At 54.1% G+C, this 21,205-nt stretch carries 18 protein-coding genes; 11 read left to right on the top strand and 7 right to left on the bottom strand.

The window, feature by feature from the left end; all coding sequences use genetic code 11:
* Nucleotides 1-302 precede the first annotated feature (302 nt).
* From ACOTTU_RS20405 to ACOTTU_RS20395, 3 genes are all read left to right on the top strand, one after another.
* Nucleotides 303-1,235, top strand: a complete 933-nt coding sequence (locus ACOTTU_RS20405) for a VOC family protein (RefSeq protein ID WP_425660644.1) — start codon at nucleotides 303-305, stop codon at nucleotides 1,233-1,235.
* A 248-nt stretch (nucleotides 1,236-1,483) separates the two neighbouring features.
* Nucleotides 1,484-2,188: a CoA transferase subunit A gene (locus ACOTTU_RS20400; RefSeq protein ID WP_425660642.1), complete on the top strand. Its 705-nt coding sequence runs from the start codon at nucleotides 1,484-1,486 to the stop codon at nucleotides 2,186-2,188.
* Nucleotides 2,188-2,811, top strand: a complete 624-nt coding sequence (locus ACOTTU_RS20395) for a 3-oxoacid CoA-transferase subunit B (protein WP_425660640.1) — start codon at nucleotides 2,188-2,190, stop codon at nucleotides 2,809-2,811. The genes ACOTTU_RS20400 and ACOTTU_RS20395 overlap by 1 nt, the downstream gene beginning before the upstream one ends.
* A 171-nt stretch (nucleotides 2,812-2,982) precedes the next feature.
* Here the strand turns inward: ACOTTU_RS20395 and ACOTTU_RS20390 are convergent, their stop codons facing one another.
* A complete protein-coding gene (locus ACOTTU_RS20390) occupies nucleotides 2,983-3,363 on the bottom strand; it encodes a carboxymuconolactone decarboxylase family protein (RefSeq protein ID WP_298920143.1) in 381 nt (126 codons plus the stop codon).
* 290 nt (nucleotides 3,364-3,653) lie between these two features.
* On the opposite strand from ACOTTU_RS20390, the gene ACOTTU_RS20385 reads away from it, so the two are divergent.
* Nucleotides 3,654-4,748 (top strand): alcohol dehydrogenase family protein, encoded by a 1,095-nt coding sequence (locus tag ACOTTU_RS20385; RefSeq protein ID WP_425660637.1) that lies wholly within the window; start codon nucleotides 3,654-3,656, stop codon nucleotides 4,746-4,748.
* 90 nt (nucleotides 4,749-4,838) lie between these two features.
* Here ACOTTU_RS20385 and ACOTTU_RS20380 read toward each other — a convergent pair whose 3' ends face one another.
* The 3 genes from ACOTTU_RS20380 to doeA are packed head-to-tail and all read right to left on the bottom strand — an operon-like array spanning nucleotide 4,839 to nucleotide 8,413.
* Nucleotides 4,839-6,209 (bottom strand): aspartate aminotransferase family protein, encoded by a 1,371-nt coding sequence (locus ACOTTU_RS20380; RefSeq protein ID WP_425660635.1) that lies wholly within the window; start codon nucleotides 6,207-6,209, stop codon nucleotides 4,839-4,841.
* A gap of 30 nt (nucleotides 6,210-6,239) precedes the next feature.
* Nucleotides 6,240-7,235 carry a N(2)-acetyl-L-2,4-diaminobutanoate deacetylase DoeB gene (gene doeB, locus ACOTTU_RS20375; RefSeq protein ID WP_425660633.1) on the bottom strand — a complete coding sequence of 332 codons (996 nt, stop codon included), beginning with the start codon at nucleotides 7,233-7,235 and terminating at the stop codon, nucleotides 6,240-6,242.
* A gap of 2 nt (nucleotides 7,236-7,237) precedes the next feature.
* On the bottom strand, nucleotides 7,238-8,413 hold the full coding sequence (doeA, locus tag ACOTTU_RS20370; RefSeq protein WP_425660631.1) for an ectoine hydrolase DoeA: 1,176 nt from the start codon (nucleotides 8,411-8,413) through the stop codon (nucleotides 7,238-7,240).
* Nucleotides 8,414-8,530: 117 nt separating this feature from the next.
* On the opposite strand from doeA, the gene ACOTTU_RS20365 reads away from it, so the two are divergent.
* Entirely contained in the window at nucleotides 8,531-8,983 is a 453-nt protein-coding gene (locus ACOTTU_RS20365) for an Lrp/AsnC family transcriptional regulator (RefSeq protein WP_425660629.1), read from the top strand.
* 33 nt (nucleotides 8,984-9,016) lie between these two features.
* Here the strand turns inward: ACOTTU_RS20365 and ACOTTU_RS20360 are convergent, their stop codons facing one another.
* Entirely contained in the window at nucleotides 9,017-11,890 is a 2,874-nt protein-coding gene (locus tag ACOTTU_RS20360) for a PA14 domain-containing protein (protein ID WP_425660627.1), read from the bottom strand.
* 181 nt (nucleotides 11,891-12,071) lie between these two features.
* Here ACOTTU_RS20360 and ACOTTU_RS20355 point away from each other — a divergent pair, with 181 nt between their 5' ends.
* From ACOTTU_RS20355 to ACOTTU_RS20345, 3 genes are read left to right on the top strand one after another with little or no spacing between them, the layout of a single operon-like run.
* Nucleotides 12,072-13,784 (top strand): ABC transporter transmembrane domain-containing protein, encoded by a 1,713-nt coding sequence (locus tag ACOTTU_RS20355; protein ID WP_425660625.1) that lies wholly within the window; start codon nucleotides 12,072-12,074, stop codon nucleotides 13,782-13,784.
* Complete coding sequence (locus ACOTTU_RS20350) at nucleotides 13,781-15,877, top strand: peptidase domain-containing ABC transporter (protein ID WP_425660623.1); 2,097 nt, start codon at nucleotides 13,781-13,783, stop codon at nucleotides 15,875-15,877. Before ACOTTU_RS20355 ends, ACOTTU_RS20350 begins: the two co-directional genes overlap by 4 nt.
* A gap of 1 nt (nucleotide 15,878) precedes the next feature.
* Nucleotides 15,879-17,204 carry an HlyD family type I secretion periplasmic adaptor subunit gene (locus ACOTTU_RS20345; RefSeq protein WP_425660621.1) on the top strand — a complete coding sequence of 442 codons (1,326 nt, stop codon included), beginning with the start codon at nucleotides 15,879-15,881 and terminating at the stop codon, nucleotides 17,202-17,204.
* A 14-nt stretch (nucleotides 17,205-17,218) separates the two neighbouring features.
* Here the strand turns inward: ACOTTU_RS20345 and ACOTTU_RS20340 are convergent, their stop codons facing one another.
* Nucleotides 17,219-17,713 carry an SRPBCC family protein gene (locus ACOTTU_RS20340; RefSeq protein ID WP_425660619.1) on the bottom strand — a complete coding sequence of 165 codons (495 nt, stop codon included), beginning with the start codon at nucleotides 17,711-17,713 and terminating at the stop codon, nucleotides 17,219-17,221.
* On the bottom strand, nucleotides 17,706-18,029 hold the full coding sequence (locus ACOTTU_RS20335) for an ArsR/SmtB family transcription factor (protein ID WP_425660617.1): 324 nt from the start codon (nucleotides 18,027-18,029) through the stop codon (nucleotides 17,706-17,708). Before ACOTTU_RS20335 ends, ACOTTU_RS20340 begins: the two co-directional genes overlap by 8 nt.
* Before the next feature lie 123 nt (nucleotides 18,030-18,152).
* Between ACOTTU_RS20335 and ACOTTU_RS20330 the strand changes: the two genes are divergently transcribed.
* From ACOTTU_RS20330 to ACOTTU_RS20320, 3 genes are all read left to right on the top strand, one after another.
* Nucleotides 18,153-18,848, top strand: a complete 696-nt coding sequence (locus tag ACOTTU_RS20330) for a DUF899 domain-containing protein (RefSeq protein WP_298920116.1) — start codon at nucleotides 18,153-18,155, stop codon at nucleotides 18,846-18,848.
* Nucleotides 18,849-19,091: 243 nt separating this feature from the next.
* Nucleotides 19,092-20,189, top strand: coding sequence for a mandelate racemase/muconate lactonizing enzyme family protein (locus ACOTTU_RS20325; protein ID WP_425660614.1), 1,098 nt, complete (start codon nucleotides 19,092-19,094; stop codon nucleotides 20,187-20,189).
* Between the two features lie 313 nt (nucleotides 20,190-20,502).
* Nucleotides 20,503-21,162: a YqiJ family protein gene (locus ACOTTU_RS20320; protein WP_425660612.1), complete on the top strand. Its 660-nt coding sequence runs from the start codon at nucleotides 20,503-20,505 to the stop codon at nucleotides 21,160-21,162.
* The last annotated feature ends 43 nt before the right edge of the window (nucleotides 21,163-21,205 follow it).

The following is a 21,205-nucleotide window of genomic DNA, read 5'->3' as shown; positions in this document are numbered from 1 at the left end:
CCTCATAAACTGTCCATTTTCTTGAACTCATTTGCAACCCGGCAGAGAAAGCCGCCTGTTTGTGCGGCGTGCTGTGACAAGGCGAACCCCTGTGCGGGACGTTCACATGCATCCAAGAACCGAGCCGCCTCGGGCGCAGTTTCTGGTGAGTGATGGCGGCGACAAGCCAGATTTTCCACCTGCGCCCGTCAAGCAGAACTTCGGTCGATTCCCTTCGTTCGTTATCGCGTTGATAAATTCTCTCTATATTGGTCAGCACGTGATACGCATCAATTGCCGCCGCCGGGCCGAAGGGAAAAGACATGCTTGATCAGATCAAGGGATTGCACCACGTTACATCGCTCGCGGTTGATGCGGTCGAAAACAACCGCTTTTTCACGCAGGTTCTGGGGCTGCGGCGCGTCAAAAAAACCGTCAATTTCGATGCACCCGATGTCTACCATCTTTACTATGGGGATGAGATTGGCTCCCCCGGCTCGGTGATGACATATTTCCCGTTTCCGAACATGGCCCGAGGTCGCAAGGGAACAGGTGAGGTCGGCGAAACCGTGTTTTCAGTGCCGCAAGGGGCTTTGGACTTCTGGCAAAAACGCCTTGGTGAATACGGGGTCAATGGACTGGCACTACACGAGCACTTTGGCGAAAGACGGCTCTCGTTTCGTACCGCCGACGGTGAGGGGTTCGCGCTATCTGAGATCAGGGATGACCCCCGCGCCGCCTGGATCGGCAATGGTATCGGGGCAGGTCACGCGATCCGTGGGTTCCAATCGGCGCGCATGCAGTTAGTTGACGACGGTGCCATGGCGGAGCTGCTCCAATTCATGGGGTATGAAAAAGTTGACAAAATTGGCGACGTCGCCCGTTTTGCGGTTGCAGCTGACGCAGGTGCCAGCATCATTGATTTGGAAACGATCCCGAATGGCGCGCCCTCTCAACAAGGCGCGGGGTCGGTACATCATATCGCTTTCGCAGTGGAGAACCGGGCCGCTCAACTTGATGTCCGCAAGGCGCTTTTGGACACGGGATATGCAGTGACACCGGTCATTGATCGCGATTATTTCTGGGCGATCTACTTTCGCACTCCCGGCGGCGTTCTTTTTGAAATTGCGACCAACGAACCGGGATTTGATCGTGACGAAGACACCGCCCACTTGGGCGAGGCGCTGAAACTTCCCACACAACATGAACATTTGCGCGCTGCCTTGGAAACATCGTTGCAACCGATCCCGGGGTGAGCGCGGTGAGTATTTCAGTGCCCCTGTTGTGCTTGAAAAGCCATCGATCCATTAGTCTTCACGCAATGCCCTTCCATTGGGAAAGTCGCGCAAGACAGGTTTTTGTGGCAAACCGGTTGCATGACTGACGGCTAAATAGGAAAGGTAACGCCAAGGAATCGTCCGGTGTGTCATCGGTTGCGAATGCGAGAGGGCGGCAGCGGATCGAAACACTGGCATCTCAGGGAATTCGGATCAAAGGACATGTTATGAAAAAGATATACGGCTCGGCGTCTGAGGCGCTGGAGGACGTGTTGCGCGACGGGATGTTGATCGCGGCCGGGGGGTTTGGGCTCTGCGGCATTCCGGAATTGCTGTTGTCGGCGATCCGGGACGCGGGCACGAAGGATCTCACCTTTGCCTCCAACAATGCGGGCGTTGACGATTTTGGCATCGGCATCCTGTTGCAGACCCGGCAGGTGCGCAAAATGATCTCGTCTTACGTGGGAGAGAACGCGGAATTCATGCGTCAATACCTCAGCGGAGAGCTTGAGCTGGAGTTCAACCCGCAAGGCACGCTGGCGGAACGGATGCGCGCGGGGGGCTGCGGCATTCCTGGGTTTTACACCAAAACCGGCGTCGGCACGGTGATCGCGGAAGGCAAGGAGCACAAGGATTTCGGCGGCGAGACCTATATCCTGGAGGAGGGCATTTTCGCCGATCTGTCGATCGTGAAAGCCTGGAAGGCGGATGAAACCGGCAATCTGGTATTCCGCAAAACCGCCCGTAATTTCAACCCGCCCGCCGCGATGTGCGGACGCATCTGCGTGGCCGAGGTCGAGGAAATCGTGCCCTTGGGCACGCTCGACCCCGACAGCATCCACCTGCCGGGCATCTACGTGCACCGCCTCATCAAGGGCACGCATGAAAAACGTATCGAACAGAGAACCGTTCGCCAGAAGGAGGATGCATAATGTCTTGGGATCGCAATCAGATGGCTGCGCGGGCGGCCGAAGAACTCGAAGACGGCATGTATGTCAATCTTGGCATTGGTATTCCCACGCTGGTGGCGAATTACGTCGGCGAGAAAGACATTACCCTGCAGTCTGAAAACGGCATGCTGGGCATGGGGCCGTTCCCTTTTGAAGGCGAAGAAGACCCGGATTTGATCAACGCGGGCAAGCAGACAATTACTGAACTGCGCCGCACGTCCTACTTTGACTCTGCCCAAAGCTTTGGCATGATCCGCGGCGGTAAGATCGCTGCAGCTATTCTTGGCGCCATGGAAGTGGCCGAAAATGGCGATCTGGCGAATTGGATGATTCCCGGCAAACTGGTCAAGGGCATGGGCGGCGCCATGGATCTGGTCGCAGGTGTGGGGCGTGTTATTGTTGTCATGGACCACACCAACAAACATGGCGAAAGCAAATTGCTGCGCGAATGCACCCTGCCTTTGACAGGCAAGGGCGTGGTTGACCGGATCATCACCAACCTTGGGGTTCTGGACGTTGTCGATGGCGGGCTGCGGATTGTTGAATGCGCAGACGGCGTCAGCGAGCAAGCGCTTCGTGACGCCACCGAAGCAACGATTGTATAGGACCATTTGAACCCGCCAGCTTTTGCCGGTAGAGCCGAACCCCGACAACCCGCTGTTCAGGCGGGTTGTTTTAGGGCCTCAGGCATGACGACCGGATGTTCCTTTGCATCGCGTATGGGTCAAGTAGTGACCACATTGACGATTGAAGAGCGAAAGTGATGCTCGGTTATGTCAATCATTCTCGAACACGCGGCGGGCCACGCGGAAGCATTCAAGGGCCTGCGGGACACCGCAGTAAATCGCGACAACGTGTATGATCGCCCGAACCTCCTCTTTGCTGACGCCATTGGTGATGGCGCCCCGGCAGTGAATTTCCCACTCTGACATCTTGCCCAATGCGCCGATCATCGCCAGATTCATCATTGATCTGGTTTTGGCGTCAATCACGTCATCCCCCCAGCCAAATCCCCAGCACCAAGCGGTCATCGCCTCCTGAAATGGTCGGGTGAAATCATCTGCTGCCGCCAGATTTCTTTCCACATATTCAGCACCAAGCGTCGCCTTGCGCTGCTCCAACCCCTTCAAAAACAAATCTTCGTCGAATGTACTCATGTTCTTGCCTTTCGTTTTTGCGACCCGATCTGTTGGATGCTCGGTTTGGGGATCATTCGTCAACCATTTGTCGGGGTCCCCGTGAAAGAAAGACCAAATGATTGGGAATTGGGTATTGCGTGGAATTTGCAGCACTCCCGCAAACCGCTGGGCAAGCTCGTAAGAGAATGGGCTATCGGTACGGACACGACAACGCTGATGCTTGAAGCTAAGCCTTGTGTTGATAGACTGCCGAATTCTGAGACACGCAATACTGGCACCCCAGGGAATTCCCGGAAAGACCTAACACCATGACAGTCCCCAGAACGATGAAGGCCTTTGTACTGACCGGGCACGGCGGCCCCGAAGTCCTACAGTATCATGCTGATTGGCCGACGCCGGAGCCTTTACCGGACCAGATACTGGTCAAAGTTGGCGCTTGCGGACTTAACAATACAGACATCAATACGCGTTCAGGCTGGTACTCAAAATCAGTGACCGATGCGACAACTGGCGATGCCTACGGTGAAGTCGGTCAGGAAGACCCTTCGTGGGGTGGCGCAGCGATTGCGTTTCCGCGCATTCAGGGAGCGGATGCCGTGGGCCGTGTTGTGGCCTTGGGCGAAAATACTGATCCCGCTCTGATGGGCAAACGGGTCATGATCGATTGTTGGTTACGGGATTGGGATGACCCGTTCAACAAGGACAAGACCGGTTATTTTGGATCGGAATGTGATGGCGGATTTGCCGAATTTGCGGTTGCCGATTACCGAAATGTGCATCCGGTGGAAAGCGCCATGAGTGATGCGGAGCTTGCGACGTTCTCCTGCTCTTATTCCACCGCGGAGGGGATGTTGTCCCGGGCACAGGTCGGCGATGGCGACACCGTGCTGGTCACAGGTGCCTCTGGGGGGGTCGGTTCGGCGTTGATCCAGTTGGCCAAGCGGCGCGGGGCACGCGTTGTCTGCCTGGCCAGTGAGGGTAAGCATGCAGAGGTGGCGCCCCTCAATCCCGCAGCAATCTTGCCGCGCGCGCCAACTGATCTGTCGTCTGCGCTCAATGATGCGATTGGTCGAGACACGGTCAGCGTTGTCGCGGACGTTGTCGGTGGCGATTATTTCGCCTCAGTCATTGATGTGTTGGAACGGGGTGGGCGGTATACCTGCTCAGGGGCTATTGCGGGCCCCATGGTGTCCCTTGACTTGCGGACATTATATCTCCGAGACCTGACCTTTGCCGGCTCAACCGTACTACCACCCCACATCTTTGCAGATTTGGTGAGCTACATTGAACAAGGTGAGGTGCAGCCGATGCTGGCCGCGACCTACCCGCTTGAGCAATTGCATCAAGCTCAGGCCAGTTTCGTCGAAAAAAACCACACGGGAAATATTGTTGTGTTGCCATAGCAGGGTCTGCATTCCACGGTCGCTTCAAAGAGCGCAAATAACGTTGATTGCAGCCTTATGACCGCATCTCAGACCATGCGGGTAAGAGATTCAGTCAAAGATATCGCAAATTGCGACCCGGGTGGTGTCCACGACCTGATCCACCTCACGCTCGGTAATGCAAAGCGGCGGGGCAAAACCCAAGATATCGCCTTGCGGCATTGCACGGGCAATCACCCCTTTGGAGAGCATTGCGGCAGCGACCTGCGGCCCTATCTTGAGCGCGGGGTCAAACGGTGTGCGCTGCGCGACATCGTTGACCAGTTCAACTGCGCAAAGCAGCCCTTCGCCTCGGATGTCGCCGACATGGCGGTGATTGCCAAGGGCGTCTTTCATCGCAGCGTTAAAGTAGGCACCGACAGTTTTTGCATTGTCCACCAGCCCGAGCTGGTCGATCAGTTTGAGGTTCGCTACCCCTGCGGCTGCGCAAATCGGATGGGCTGAGTAGGTCCAGCCATGTCCGATGGGGCCGTTCTCCTCCGTGCCCTGCTCCAACACCTGCCACATGCGTTCTGATACGATAGACCCCGATAGCGGCGCATATGCCGATGTCAGACCTTTTGCGATGGTGATGAGGTCGGGCTTCAGCCCGTAGTGCAGCGATCCGAACATCGAACCGAGCCGACCGAAACCGGTGACAACCTCATCTGCGATCAACAGGATATCGTGTCTGCGAAGGACATCCTGAATAGCCGCCCAATAACCTTCCGGGGGTGGGACAATGCCCCCGGTGCCCAGAACAGGCTCCGCAATAAACGCCGCAATTGTATCTGCGCCTTCGCGGGCAATCAGCGCCTCGAGTTCCTGCGCGCAGTGAGCCGAAAATGCCTCTTCGCTCAGGTCTGGGTTTTCGCGTCGGTAATAATAGGGGGCGGTGGTGTGCAAAACCGAATTCAAGGGCAGGTCGAACTTGTTGTGAAAAAGGACCAAACCGGTCATGGACCCGGTCATCAGGCCGGACCCGTGGTAGCCGCGCCAGCGCGAGATGATCTTCTTCTTTTCCGGGCGACCGAGGATGTTGTTGTAGTACCAGATCAGTTTGACATTGGTTTCGTTGGCATCTGAGCCTGATTGCCCAAAATAGACCTTCGACATGTTGGGCGGCGCACGGTCGAGGATCATTTTGGCCAATGTGACTGAAGCTTCCGTGCCGTGCCCGACGTATGAATGGTAATAAGCCAATTCGCGCGCCTGATCTGCAATCGCGTCAGCGATTTCCCGGCGACCGTACCCGACATTGACACAATAGAGGCCTGCAAAAGCATCCAGAAGTCGCGTGCCGTCCCGATCTTCGATAAAGACACCGTCGCCGCCCGAAATGATGCGCGTTGGGGTCTCCCCCCGAGCGTGCTGGGCCAGATGGGTTGAGGCATGAAAAAAATTGTCGCGGTCCCATGCCGCCAGTTGGTCGTTCCTAAGCATATCGTTCCTTTGGCGTTTGAATGAGTTTGGTCAGGCGGTCGTTTCGACAGCCAGCACCGCGAGGCAATCGCCGGGCTGGATCAGGCCGGGGTGATGGCGTGCAATCAGAAGGCCGTCGCGTTGGGCATGGATTTCTTGTGGGGGTCTGCCCAGATGATCCGTGTTCCAGATATGTGCCAGCAGTTGACCGGCCTCTACGGTATCTCCAAGAGCCAGTTTGAAGTCTACGAGCCCGGAGTCTTCGGCAAAATGAAAACAAGCATCATCCGGTTGCGTCAGCGATCTTGTTGGTGCCAGGTCGATCTGGCCTTCCAGAATGCCTGCGTGTTTCAGGAAATTTCGCGCGCCTTTGCGGGCAATGGAAATGGTGCGGGGCGTGGCGGTGCCGCCGCCGCCCAACTCCGTGGTGACAAAGGTCTTTCCCTGCATCTCGGCTGCCGCGTCATACATGCCTAAAGGGTCGATTTCGCGCATATCGATGCTGAAGGGCGCGTTGAAAGCGTCCCGCGCCGCGCGGCAACGCCTCTCTTGTGATTTGTCGTCCAAGATATGTGATGCAGCGAAGGGCACAAAATCAAGTGTTCTGCCGCCTGAGTGAAAATCGAGCACAACATCAGCCATCGGCAGCAGGCTGCGCTGGAAAAAGTCAGCAATTTTCTGCGTTGGCGTGCCGTCCGGCAGACCGGGGAACGCACGGTTCATATTGCCTTGATCTATCGGAGAGGTTCTTGTGCCCGCGGCGAAGGCGGGCTGATTCATGAAGGGAACCAACAAGATGGTTCCACAAACCTGTTCCGCTTTAAGCTCCTGTGCAAGCGCTGTAAGTGCCAAGGGGCCTTCGTACTCGTCCCCGTGGTTTCCGCCGGTCAACAGCGCGCAGGGACCCTCCCCGTTTTTGACCATGGTGATGGGGATCATTATGGACCCCCAAGCGCTGTCATCCCGGCTGTAAGGCAGACGCAAATGACCATGCTGGACGCCCTGGCGGTCAAAATCAATAGTTGGGGTGATTGGATTATCGCGCATGCTCAGGCCTTGATGAATAATTCGCGCGGTGTCGTGCAGATGCATTCAACGCCGGTTTCGGTGATGACGATAGGTTCGGTGATTTCAAGTCCGCCATCGTCCAGCCATAAGGCTGGCATGAAGTGAAAAGTCATGCCCGGCTTCAGCACGGATTTATCACCGGAACGGAAGGACATTGTCCGCTCGCCCCAATCGGGTGGGTATGACAGACCAATGGCGTAGCCACAGCGGCTGTCCTTCTCAAAACCCAGCTTGTTAAGGGTTTTGTTGAAGGCCAGAGCAATGTCTTCGCATCGGTTGCCCGGGCGCGCCATCTCCAACCCGGCTTCAATCGCCTCCAGCACGGCCTTCTCTGCATCAAGGTATTTTTGGGGTGGCTGACCAAGGAACAACGTCCGCGACTGTGGACATTGATAACGGCGGTGAGCCCCTGCGATCTCGAAGAATGTACTCTCTCCTGAGCGCAGGAGTTGATCGTCCCACGTCAGATGGGGGGCGGTCGCATCCATGCCTGACGGCGCCATGGGGACAATGGCAGGGTAGTCACCCCAGTGACCCTCGGCACCCAGGATCGATGCATGATAAATTTCCGCGATCAATTCGTTTTTCGGCATGCCGGGTTCGGCCGTTTCGCGAATGACGCTGTGCATTTTTTCCACGATACGGCCCGCGCGGTGCATATACGCCAGTTCGGTCGCCGATTTGATCGCGCGATGCCAGTTCACCAATCCTGTCGTGTCCTCGAAGTGGGCTTCCGGCAGGCAGGCTTGCAGCGAATGATGCGCAGCCGCCGTATAGTAGTAGTTGTCCAGCTCGCAGCCAATTGTCGCCCTTGCCAGGCCCCGCGCTTTGATCAACGCTGATAGGTTCTCCATCGGGTGTTTGTCGGGATTTTGAACGTAGGTGTCTTCATATCCGACGATGTTGTCACGGTGCAGGTAGGTGGTACGCTGCGCACCAACGGAATCCATAGCGCGGCCCCACCAAATGGGTTCGTCTTGCTTGGTCAATAAGACGCCTTGGTGCACATAGAACGACCAGCCATCATATCCCGTCAACCAGGCCATGTTCGATGGGTCGGTCACAAACAAGGCGTCTATCTCTCGCGCCTCCATGGTCTCTCTGACGGCGGACAGGCGTGCGGCATATTCTGCGGGTTCAAAACTTAATTCAGACATCTGGTCATCCCGTGTTGATGCCCAATCCTACCGATGCTCCCTGCATTTTTTCTGCGAAATTTGTATACAGCCGCAGAAAAAATGTGAAATTGGCAGCAGATGCGGGGTAAATCTTTAGTGGACAATATTGACCGGAAACTTCTGAACGAAATCCAACGCAACAATCAGCTTACCAGTGGCGAATTGTCAGAGCGTGTCGGGCTGTCGGCCACCTCCGTGCAAAGGCGCTTGCATCGGTTGCGCGCTGACGGTGTTATTGAAGCTGATATCGCTGTGGTTTCACCCGCCGCAGTCGGGCGGCCATTAACGATGCTGGTGGCGGTCGAACTCGCACGAGAGCGGTCCGACATTATTGACAGGTTCAAGCGCGCCGTTCGAAATTGCGCTGAAGTCATGAGCGCCTATTACGTCACGGGGGAGACGGATTTTGTGCTGATCGTCACGGCTCAGGATATGCAAAACTACGAAGCGTTCACTCGAGATTTCTTGTATAACAATCCTGACATCAAAGGCTTCAAGACGACGGTCGTCATGGACCGAATAAAGGCCAGCTTGAATGTTCCGGTTTAGAACCTGACTATCCAGAGCGGGCCTCGACCTCTCTTACCAGTCTTGCCGCTCGTAGGTCTCGGTCGTGTCATAACCCTGTTCGTCGGCACCCTGCTGTTCAACATCCTCATTCAGTACTTCATCATTGCCGTCGTCTGAAGAGGCGTCATTGTCAGAGGCAGCCACCCAGTTTTCGGAATTCGAATTGTCTTCTTCGGAACTCAAAAACTCCGCCTCTGCATCATTTTCCTGCTGAGCATCTGCAGTTGGCGCGTCGCCCACTTTGATGGAAAAACTGTCGGAACCCGTAACTTCTTGCCCGTTAAACGCGCGATCCGTTGTGGTCACCTCACCCGAAATGGTGCCTTCAAATCCTGGCGGTGGCGCGATTTCAAGCAAGGACATGTCCCACCCTGTCAAATCGACCTCACCGCCGTCCGAGACCAAAACGTTGTCATCGCTCATCAATATCGTATCTGCCGGTAGCCCAGATATTTGAACGCTGGCCTGATCTGACAGATCTCCGCCCCCGATGTTCACCGGAATCACGCCATTTTCGGCGACGCTGAGATCATCATCGGCGACCACCAACTCGCGCCCGTCGGTTCCAGGGCCGTCCCATTCCAGCTTCAACCCCGCATGGCCGTAGTTTTCAAAATACCGCACTTCGATTGAGTGCGTCCCCGGCTCCAGTTCGATTTCGCCGCTGCGAGTCCGGAACCCATGCAGGCCATCGTTTTCAATAACCTCGACACCATTTACAAATAGGATCGCCCCATCATCTCCACCAAGGTAAAAGTCGAAGCTGCCACCTTCCTCGACGTTGATCTCGCCGGTGATTTTCGCGCCAAATGTGTCGGTTGATCCGCCCTCCCAGAAAGAGTCGCGACCATTCTTGTAGTTGATCTCCCCGACGATCTCTTCGTGCGTGGGCTCATCTGTCCAATCGATTTGATCAAGACGGCGCAGGGAATGATCCACGTCAAAGTAGCTGGCGTGAAAGCCCGTTTGTATTTGCGAGGAGATAGGTGGCAATTCGGCCTGACTGACTGAAAAATCCAGATCGCTGGTCGTCGTGACGTCCCCGCCTGTTTCGAATGATGTCGTGGTGGTAATTTGTGCAGATACGTCACCGATGAAATCAATTGGCGTTTGTATCGACAACAAGGAAGTATCCCAATTGGAGATGTCCACAACGCCACTTTCACCGACCTCTGCGGTAAACGTCCCGGCACTTACGACCGTGCCTTCGGGAAGCCCTTCGATCGCCTGTGTCACACTTTGCAGGGCTTCGGTTTCGGGCGCGCTCACGTCCAATTCAATTGTCAATGGAACCCCATTCACCGTTTGCAGATCATCCACATCAGGAGCAACGACCAACTCGCGCCCATCGGTGCCGGGGCCGTCCCACTCAAGCTTGAGCCCCGCATGGCCGTAGTTTTCGAAATACCGCACTTCGATTGTATGTGTGCCGGGTTCCAGCTCAATATCCGCAGTTCGGGTGTGGTATGAATGGAGCCCATCGTTCTCAATGACCTCGACACCGTCTATGTACAAAACGGCACCGTCATCACCGCCAAGGAAGAACTCAAAACTGCCACCTTCTTCGACATCGATGTTACCGGTGATCCTTGCGCCAAATGTGTCTTTCGAACCTCCCTCCCAGAACGAAGATCGACCATTTTGATAGTTGATTTCACTTACAACGTCTTCGTGGGTGGGCGTGCTGGACCAATCAATCTCGTCCAACTGGCGAAGCGAGTGGTTGACATCAAAATAGCTGGCGCGAAAACCTGATGATACCGACACATCGGCTGCGTCCACGGCTTGGAAGGCGAAGCTCTCGGTGATCTCGGCGCCTCCTGAATCCACCGCAGTCACCTGCACATCAATTGTCCCAAGCTCCGCGTCAGAGAGCGTTACATCGTCACGCAGTTTCAAAAACCCATCCGCGACTTCAAACCTTTCGTCGGAGACGGCAAACTGATGAACCTCTCCTTGATCCGGGTCTGTGACAGTCACCTGGCCCACAATCGCGCCGGCCTGGTTGCTTGCGACTAATCCGCCTTCAAGCGATAATTCCGTAGGGACCTCATTGAGGTCATTGACGGTGATATCAAAGCTCTGGGAAAAGCTGGCGCCATCGCTGTCTATCGCCGTGATCTCCAGGGAGATTGAACCCTCTGCCTCGTGATCCAATGCGATCCCTGGTTTCAACCGAACTTCACCGTCCACAACCTCAAAGCGTTCATCGGATAGGGTGATCTCATGGTTATCACTTGCATTCGGATCGACCACGCTGAGTTTTCCAACAACGGCGCCGCCTTCATTCTCATCTAAGCTGGTCTGATCCAACTGAATCTCAGTTGGGGCTTCATTTGGCGCAACCGCGGGCTCTTGCTGAGGCGTTTGCTCATTATCGGATTGAGGAGCGGACAAAGGTGAATTCTGATCTCGGGCCTCGGCGCTGTCATTCGTTGTGGCGGCGATGGTCTGGGAGTTGTCAGGAGAACCAAGAGTCTCATTGCTTGCATCATCTGAAACACGCGATGTTCTGAGACGAGACGCCTGATCACCTGTTGCGCCGTTCGGAGTCTGCGTCTGAGCGCGCGCGTCAAATGACGGAGCAGCGCCACTGTCATCGGGTGATCCTTCGTTCGATGCGCGCGGCTCCCTTTGGCCATTCTCCGACATGCTATCGCCGGTGAATGCGCCCGATGGCTCGTCGGACCCGGCACCATCAATGATCTGGCGCTCGGGCTCAGCTTCCTGTTCCTCGCCATAGTGCAGTGCGCTTCGAGAGGTATCTTCCTGTGCCACCTCCCCGCCTTTGGCGCTTTGGTTCGCGACCTTCTCCTTTAACGAAGCTTCATTTTCCTCTTCTAGATAGACGGGATTATCAAGCTCTTGATTGTCTTCATCTGACATGGGCGCGCTCCTGAATAATCCGACTTTATTTGCGGTGCGAGTTTAACGTCGGATTAAGGAATCACAGATTAACCCGATGATTTTATTGAAATTGTCTGTAGGTATTTCAATACCTTAACGAATTAATAGTGGCCGACCCTGCAAGTGGGACTTGGAGGAATCTATGGGAGATCAGTCCAGAATGTCGGACCAGACGACACCAGCAAACGGGTTGATTGCCCCGCCGGGAATCGGATTCCCCGTTATCGTATCGTCTTTGGCCATCAATCTGTTGGGTCTCGCGTTGCCGCTGGTTATCCTGCAGGTTTTTGACCGGGTCATTCCATTCGAGTCTTATTCGACATTGACGATTTTGTTCATCGGTCTTTGTGGGACGACCATCCTGGATTTCTGCCTGAAATGGGCGCGTATTACCTACCTTGGCTATCAGGGACAGAAATTTGAGCTTGAACTGGGATCGCGGTTTCTGGATCGGACGCTCGATGCAGAGCCCGAAGACTACAACCGCAGCACAACAGGCGCACATTTTGAACGGTTGAGCGCGGTCGCACAATTGCGCGACTACTACGCAGGTCAAAGCCGTCTGTTGGCGATCGATTTGCCTTTCACAACGATATTCATTCTGATGATTGGTCTGATCGGCGGCTGGCTCGTTGCCATTCCGCTGATTAGTCTTTGTTTGCTTCTGGGTTTCAAATCAATCCTGCAACGCGCTCAGGGGCCAATATTCGAGAACCGAAAGACACTTGATGGCCGTCGCTATTCATTTCTGATCGAATGCCTTTCGCAGATCGTGACCGTAAAGGCTCAAACCATGGAGCCGCAGTTACTCAGGCGCTATGAACTGCTGCAAGAACAATCGGTTGACATCAGCCACAAACTCATCCGGTTCTCCGGGTTTTCGCAGTCCTTTGGCGCACTTTTTTCTCAAGCGTCAGTTGCAGCGATGGGTCTTTTCGGTGGTTATCTGATCATCATCGGCCAGATTGGGATGGCTGAACTGGCTGCGTGTATGTTGCTGAACGGTCGCACTGTCCAGCCTTTGCTCAAGATGCTCAGCCATTGGGCACAAGCAGAAAACGTTCAGGCTGCCAGTCGCAAGATTGATGAGGTCGCTTCTTTGCAACAACGCAAGGTAGACCAAGAGCAAGATTTTGAAATTAAGGGAAATCTCAATTTTGAGGGCGTCACGGTCAGCAAGGATGACGGGAGTGATAATCTCTTTTCTAACGTTTCGATTTCGGTGGACGCGGGGACCGTTTTATCGGTGGTCGGAGAAGAGGATTTGGGTAAACAGTCGTTTCTTCGGCTGATCCTGGCGGAGCTACGGCCGTCATCGGGACAAGTGGAGCTCGATGGACAACCGATTACTGCCTTTGCATCTGCTCGGGGTCATCAGGGCATTGTCTATGTCGATCAGTCTCCCGCGATTTTCACGGGTACACTACTGGAAAACATCTCCTGCTTTGGGGATGCGGCCTCCGTAGAGCGAGCGCTTGATTTCTCGAAAAAGATCGGGTTGGAAAAAATTGTCCATCGCCTGCCGCTAGGCTATGGAACTCCGCTTGGGCAAGGGAATCATCTGCACACAAGCTTTGCCATGTGCCAGACCATATGTCTCGTTCGCGCGCTCGCTTTGCAACCAAAGCTTCTCCTCATTAGCAATGCGACCTCTGCTCTGGATGAACGTTCTGTGAGCCGTTTCGCGGCATGTCTGGCCGAGCTGAAAGGACAGACAACCATCGTGATGTCATCGCAAAGAGAACAGCTTCTAGAGCTTGCCGACCAATCTGTCTTGCTGGTGAGTGATCTGGCGGGACGAGCCCAGATTTGGGATGACGATGCCGAAGAAGATGCCGCTGAGGCTGCTTTGCTCTGGGGTGAAACAGCATGATGATGCAATCGTCAATAAACCCCGGCCTCGCATTGCTGGAGAAACTCATGCTGGCCGCCGGATGGCACAGCAATCAACGGACGTTGTTCGAAGCCGCCCCACACCTTGTCCAAGACCTGAGTTCCGAAGATCTGATCACAACGCTACAGAACCTCGGCGTTCCCTTGTCTTCGGCCAACGTCCGTCAGACTGAGGTTGCAAAGTCAGATTGCCCTTCGATGTTCATCGGATCGTCCGGTCGCCTCCAGGCAATTCTGGATCAGAAAGATGACCTGATCCTTGTATGCGACCTAAATGATCAAGAACCAGAGTGGGTCAAGCCGAGCAGCGAGTCTGGAAAACTGGTCAAGCTTGACCGGTTTGGGCAAACGAATGAACACGCTAGTTATGAAAGCTTCCGTAGTATCACGCGTGGCTTTCGCGGATTGCTGCCGTGGTTGCTCATTGCCTCGCTGATGACGAATCTCATGGGATTGGCGACACCGCTTCTGGTCATGGTCATTTATGATCGGGTTATTCCGACAGGTTCAGTTAGTCTCGTGGTGTCGCTTTCTTTGGCAGCTTTGTTGGTGCTCGTGGCTGATGCAGGTTTCCGTTTTGCCCGCTCAAAATCAGTCGCTTATGTCGGTCGCGTGGTGGAACATCGACTGGGTCTGTCTCTATTCAAGAAACTGATGTCCCTTCCGCTTGAACAGGTTCAAAAGTCGGAAGTTGAACAACAGATTTCTCGTTTCAAGCAATTCGAAGGTTTGCGGGATATTTTTTCGGGCCAGGTTCTGACGACTATTCTGGATTTGCCTTTTGTCTTGATTTTCCTGGCGTTGTTGTTTGCCCTTGCGCCGCAAGTGGGATTCCTGATCGTCGGGTTGGGCGCAATTTTTATCGTTGCGATCTGGGTTACTTTGCCCGTGCAGCAATCGTTGAACATGTCGGCATCGCAGGTAAAGGCACGCCAACAAAGCTACATGTTCGAAACAGTTGGCCAGCAGCGAAACATCTACCGGTTGGGACTAGGAAAAATTTGGCGTGAACGCTATGCACCACTGGCTCTGGAGGCGGCAGAAGCGTCGCGCAAGGCGCGAAAATTCCAGTTGATTTGCCAGGCCTTTGCTCAAAGCTTGATGGCCATCGCGGGCGTCGGCGCAATCGTTCTGAGCACGTTGTCAGCTATGAGTGGCAGCATGACTTTCGGTGCGCTGATTGCCGTGATGTCGCTGGTTTGGAAGGTTCTGACGCCCCTGCAGTCACTATATGCAAATGCGCCTCAGGTTGTTGGTTTCCTAAAAAGCAAACAACAGGTGGACAGGGTCCTTGCGTTGCCGCAAGAAACTGTCAGGGGCGCGGCTTCCACACATCAGAAATCTTTTGACGGGCAGATTTCCTTTTCAGGTGTGACGCATCGCTTTCCAGGGGCAACTGATCCTGTTCTGTCGCAAATCTCGTTGGAGATCCCGGCGCGCGAATTCGTAGTTATCGCCGGCAACAACGGCAGTGGCAAGACGACGCTGTTGGGGCTGATTATCGGGCTTTACAAGCCGATAATCGGGTCTGTCCAACTGGACGGAATCGATTTACGTCAAATCCCAACAGATGATCTCAGGCAATCATTCAGCTACGCTCAGAAAAATCCTGAAATCTTCTACGGGACATTATTGCAGAACTTCAGGCTTGCGTCGCCAACGGCTCGTGTCGAAGACATTGAGAATGCGATCGCGGCTGTCGGATTGACCAGTGAAGTGGCTAAGTTTCCGGATGGGTTGGACACACGATTGTCAGAGGCATATCGAGAAACCCTTCCGCGGGCTACCTCCAGTGCTCTGGCGCTCGCTCGTTGTTTCACCCGCCCAGCCTCGATTTATCTGTTGAATGAACCTTACACTGGTCTTGACTACATGAGAAAAGCCGCGGTTACGGCGCATTTGGAGCGGCTCAAGGGTGAGCACACGATCATCTTGATCTCTGATGATCCCGATCATTTGAGATTGGCAGATCGATGCATTTTCATGGCGAACGGGCGCATCGTATCGAATGACACTGGCAGAAATGGGCGGAAGAAAATGGAAGCGCTCATCGCTGCCGGGAAGGAGAACTAAAATGCTAGCTGGAAAATCACCTAAAGCCAAACCTGGCGTCTTTGCGCGTAAAATGGCACGCGAGACAAGAAGACAGCCGCGCATTGCCGCAATGGTGCTTTTGACGCTAGCCGGGTTCCTGACGGGTGCCATTTTATTGGCAACCGTAACCATCGTACCGGAACTTGCGCGCGCAGAGGGCGAGATTGTTCCATCCGGGCATGCACATCGCATCGAGAGTCCCAACAGCGGGGTCGTAGAATCTGTTCTTGTGCGCGAGGGGCAGCGCGTCGCCAAAGATCAGATTCTTGCCACTCTGGTCTCGCCTGGCCTGAAAAGGGAAGAACAGAACATTCGCCAGAGGCTGGTCGGTGCCACTGATAGGATCGACACTCTGGCAATCCTGTTGAAGCAATTGGAACAACCTCACAATGATGTTGAGGGGGGTGGCAATCTCTCCCGGGAAGCGTCAGATTTCCTCTTCACGAAACTCTCTTTGCACAAGGCGAGGCAAGAAATCGCGGATCAACGTGTCACGCATCTCGAAGGCGTCATCGAACGTCTCGAAGCGGCTCGGCAGCTTATGGAAGATCGTGTCGCGCAGAGAACTGCCGCGGTTGACCGGCTGGAAAACCTCTTTGCTTCTGGCAATGTAACGCGGGCGAGACTGGAAGCAGAACAACAGACTTTGGATGAATTGCGCGGTCGATTGATTGATACAGACATCCAACTGGCAACCACACGAACGAGTTTCGCTGAAGCCCAGGCAACCCCGATGGAAAATGAACTCGCATTGCGAGAACAAACGCTCACCGAGCTTGTGTCTCTGCATCAGGAAAGAGATGCATTGCAGGTTCAACTGCGCTCTGTTGCCCAACAGCGCAAGGAGCTGCTGGTCCGTGCTCCGGTGGATGGTGAAATCCAATCAGTTGCGTTTCCTCGAGCAGGCGAAGTTATTGAGGCAGGGGTGGCGATGTTCGAACTGATCAACACTTCGGACCGATTGGTGGCGGAAATCCGGATCGACACAAACGATATCGGTCACATTCAGGTTGGCGATACGGTGGCTCTTAAACTAACGACATATGACGCCAGACGTTACGGCGAACTTGAAGGGGAAATCGAAAGTCTCTCGCCGACTTTTGTCGTGGATCCTGTGGACGGGAGTACTTATTTCCGAGGTGTCGTCGGATTGAGCCGGGACAGCATCGGTGAAGGGGTTTGGCGGCGTCCGCTGCGCGTGGGTATGGCCACCAACGCCGAAATAGTGACCGACGAACGAACTCTGATGGCCTATCTCACCAAGCCCGTGCAACGCTCCTTGGAAAAGGCCTTCGCAGAAAGATAGGTTGTGTCGCGCGGTCAGTTGATGTGCCGCTCGCCTTCCAAAGCAAGGGATTTCGCCAACTTCTGAAAACTCGCTTTCCAGCCGGTGCGCACCCCGATCCGTCCCGATGGTGACGCAATTTCTTTGTGCTCGAGGGTAATTCGGGTCGCAGCGCCAAGCGCCTCGAAGTGAACGGAAACCTGTGAGGGCGGAGTTTGTCGTTGATGGTCTTCGTGCGTCACCACGACATGCACCCAGCTGAAGCAGAGAAACCTTGGTCGATCAATGTTGATGTACTGGCCTTCAAGGTACTCGGCCTTATTGTTTTTCGCCTTCATCTCAAAACGCCACAGGCCACCGACCGATAGGTCCAGATGGATGGTGGTGAGGTCCGAGGGATCGTTGCCAAACCACTTTCGGAGATCTTCTGCTCGTGTCCAGGCGTCAAACAACCGTTCTGGCGATGCCGCAAACACAGCACTTATTACAACAGGGTTTACGCCTTCCGGTGATGTGAGCAGATCAATCATTGTTTTTCTCGGCGGCAATCATCTTCGCCAAGCTTTCAAGGCGATCCACCCAGAACGGTCGATAGGACTCAAGCCATGAAACGGCATCCTCCATCGGCCCGGCGGTCAAGGCGCAGTGCCGAACACGGCCTCTTTTTTCAACTTTGACCAAACCCGCATCTTCCAGAACGCGGACATGGCGACTGACGGCGGTTTGTGACATTTCAAACGGCTCGGCCAACCGAGAGAGCGGCTGTTCCCCCTCGGTCAACTGGATCAATATGTTGCGCCGCGTATCATCCCCGAGCGCAAAGAATACAGCGTTTAGATCAGTCATATATCCTCTAATACTCAACAAATGTATTGACTATTTGCTTATCTCGATTTACTCAATACATCTGTTGAGTATTTGGCGCAACCATCCAAGCGTTATTCGAGTTTCCAACGGGAGATCAAAAAGATGCCGAACCTGGTCAATCGAGAGATGTGGATTTCAGAACGCATGAAGCTACTGGAGCGGGAAAAGAGCTTCACCAAAGAGCGCGACGCCCTGTCAAACGCGCGGCGGGATCTTCCAATGGTCGAAATCACAAAAAGCTATCACTTTTCGACGAACTCAGGCACGCGTTGCTTGCCCGAATTGTTCGAAGGCAAAAAGCAGCTGGTGGTCTATCACTTTATGTTCGGCCCCGATTGGGAAGAGGGTTGCCCGAGTTGTTCGTTCTTTGTTGATAGCTTTAACGGTAATGAAGCCCACCTCGCAGCGCGCAACACAGCATTCATACTTGCTTCAAATGCGCCGCTGGAAACGCTCAATGCGTACGCGGCGCGCATGGGGTGGACGATTCCTTGGGTTTCCTGTCTGAACACCGGATTTGGTGAAGATTTTGGCGTGACCTTTCCTGAAGGCGCTGAAAAAAATGGCAGAACATACAACTACGACAAAAAACCATATGGCGGTGAAAGCCCAGGATTGAGCGTGTTTTTTGACTTGGGCGCAAATAGGGTCGCGCACAGTTATTCTACGTACGGACGTGGGCTTGATATTTTGAACAGCGCTTATCACTTGTTGGATTTGACACCGAATGGTCGAGATGAAGCCAGCTTCCCCTATCCACAGGCTTGGGTCAAACGCCACGACGAATACAAAAATTGAAGATCGGAGCTACTAGTCCGGCCTTTCTTCACAGCATTCCCAGCGCGAGATTCAAAGGAACGGCCTGGATCGGTTCCGCATGGTTTCGTTCTTCCAGCTGGCATTGAAAATATGATTTCAGCGGTTCGTTGGCGGTCGCTTGTGCCCGGTCAGCACGACCGGATATTCCTTCTTAACTCCCCAGCGCATTGGCGGTACGTTTCGATGGAAAACCAATGATCACCTTGCGAGTTGTTCTGATAAATGCCCAAGATTGTCGATGTCGCGACGCGACTGTTCCGTTTGCCACTTGCAGAAGTCCTTGTAGACGCAAAACATGGCGACCATCATTTTTTTGAGCTGGTAGCCTGCACTCTGCACTTTCAAGACGGAAGTCTGGGCACCGGTTACACTTATACAGGCGGGAAGGGAGGGCATGCGATCGCCGCAATGATCGAATATGACCTGAAACCTTTTCTCGTCGGAAAAAACGGGGAAAACGTAGAGGCGCTGTATGAGGCGATGCAATGGCATATCCACTATGTTGGCCGCGGCGGCATCGCCTCCTTTGCAATTTCGGCAATTGATATCGCGCTTTGGGATGCCCGAGGCAAACGAACCGAAACTGCTTTGTGGCAGATGGCTGGCGGGGCTGCTCAAACATGCCGCGCATACTGCGGCGGTATAGATCTGGGATTTGACCTGCCCAAGCTGCTGGAGAGTGTGGCGGGATATCTGGATCGGGGATTTGACGGCGTAAAGATCAAGATTGGCCTGCCGTCCTTGGCAGACGATCTTACTCGCATTGAAGCAGTCCGTGAGTTAATAGGTCCGGATATCGCCTTCATGGTCGATGCCAATTATTCCTTGTCTGTGGATCAGGCAATCGCAGCCGCACAGGCCTTTGAAAAGTACGATCTTTTGTGGTTCGAGGAGCCAACAATACCGGACAATTATCGTGGCTATGCCCAAATCTCTGAAGCAACGGATATACCGCTCGCGATGGGGGAGAACCTGCATACACTTCACGAATTCGAATATGCGTTCGACCAGGCGAAATTGGGCTACATTCAGCCGGATGCATCCAATTGTGGTGGGATTACCGGATTTTTGCAGGTGGCGGAGCTTTCCGAGATACATGGTCTGCCCCTTTGCAGTCACGGTATGCAGGAACTGCATGTGAGCTTGGTTTCAGGCCGAAAAAACGCCGGCCTGATCGAAGTGCACTCTTTCCCTATCGATCAATACACAACCCGCCCGCTGATCGTGGAAAACTGCCGTGCAGTTGCGCCCGATGCTCCCGGAACCGGGGTTGAATTTAACTGGGCAAAATTGGAAGCCGAAAACATGTTGAATCTCTGACCTTGGGAAATCGCAACATCTATTGATGGCGGTGTTTGTGATCCGCAAGATGGCTTCCAAATCTGCGGCGCGCTTGCGGGTGCGGTGTTGTCAGTTTTCCCGCATGAGGTGTGGCGGATATCGCACGAAGTATCTGGCAATTTCAGAGAGAAACTGCCATGGCTGAAAGGTGAAATCGCGGATGCGAATCCGCCTCAATGATGCCGTGTTTGCTTTCTAAAACGCGCCTCAAGAGTGCGTTGCAGAACCAATTTGTTAGCGCAAACCTTTAAATAACCCGTTGGGATGCCTATATAATTAATATGGAGGCAAGATGATCGAGACTTTTCTGGACGCAAACGCACTACCCTTTTCGATTGCATTGACCGTGGTTTTTGGGCTGTTTTTGATTGAAATCCTTTCTTTGATGTTGGGGGGCAGTTTGCTGGCCTTGGGAGCCGATTCGCCGGACGTTGATTTTGATGCGGATTTCGAACTCGACGCTGATTTTGATCTGGACATCGACACCGATATCGACGCCGATCTTGCTATGGCTCCCTCCGGTCTTTTTGGGTGGCTGGGCCTGAAAGATGTTCCTTTCATGATCTGGTTTGTGTCGTTTCTGACGTTGTTCGGTCTGGCAGGTCTTATCTTTGTCGGTTTGACCGGTCTTGACTGGACGTTCTCGGTCCCCGTCGCCGTTGGAGCATCGCTCGCAGGCACAAAATTTGTGGCAAATCATGTGGCCTACATGATGCCAAGGACCGAAAGCACAGCTTTGTCCGAACGCGCGCTGAGCGGCTACGAAGGGGTGATCAGTCAAGGCACTGCACGGCGCGGAAGCTCTGCGGAAGCAAAGATCAAGGATCGTCACGGCAACACCCATTACCTTCGGGTGGAACCGTTAGAAGACAATGGGGAAATTGCGCAGGGTGCGTCCGTGCACGTGGTGCGCAAGCACGAAGGTGTTTTCCAGGTTGTCGAAACCAGCTAGGCGCCTGAATGCGCCTCAACATTTCTTAATAGAGGGAGAGTCC

This window comes from Roseobacter sp. EG26 (assembly GCF_049830555.1).
Lineage (GTDB): Bacteria > Pseudomonadota > Alphaproteobacteria > Rhodobacterales > Rhodobacteraceae > Roseobacter.
This window is presented reverse-complemented; position numbering and strand designations above follow the sequence as displayed.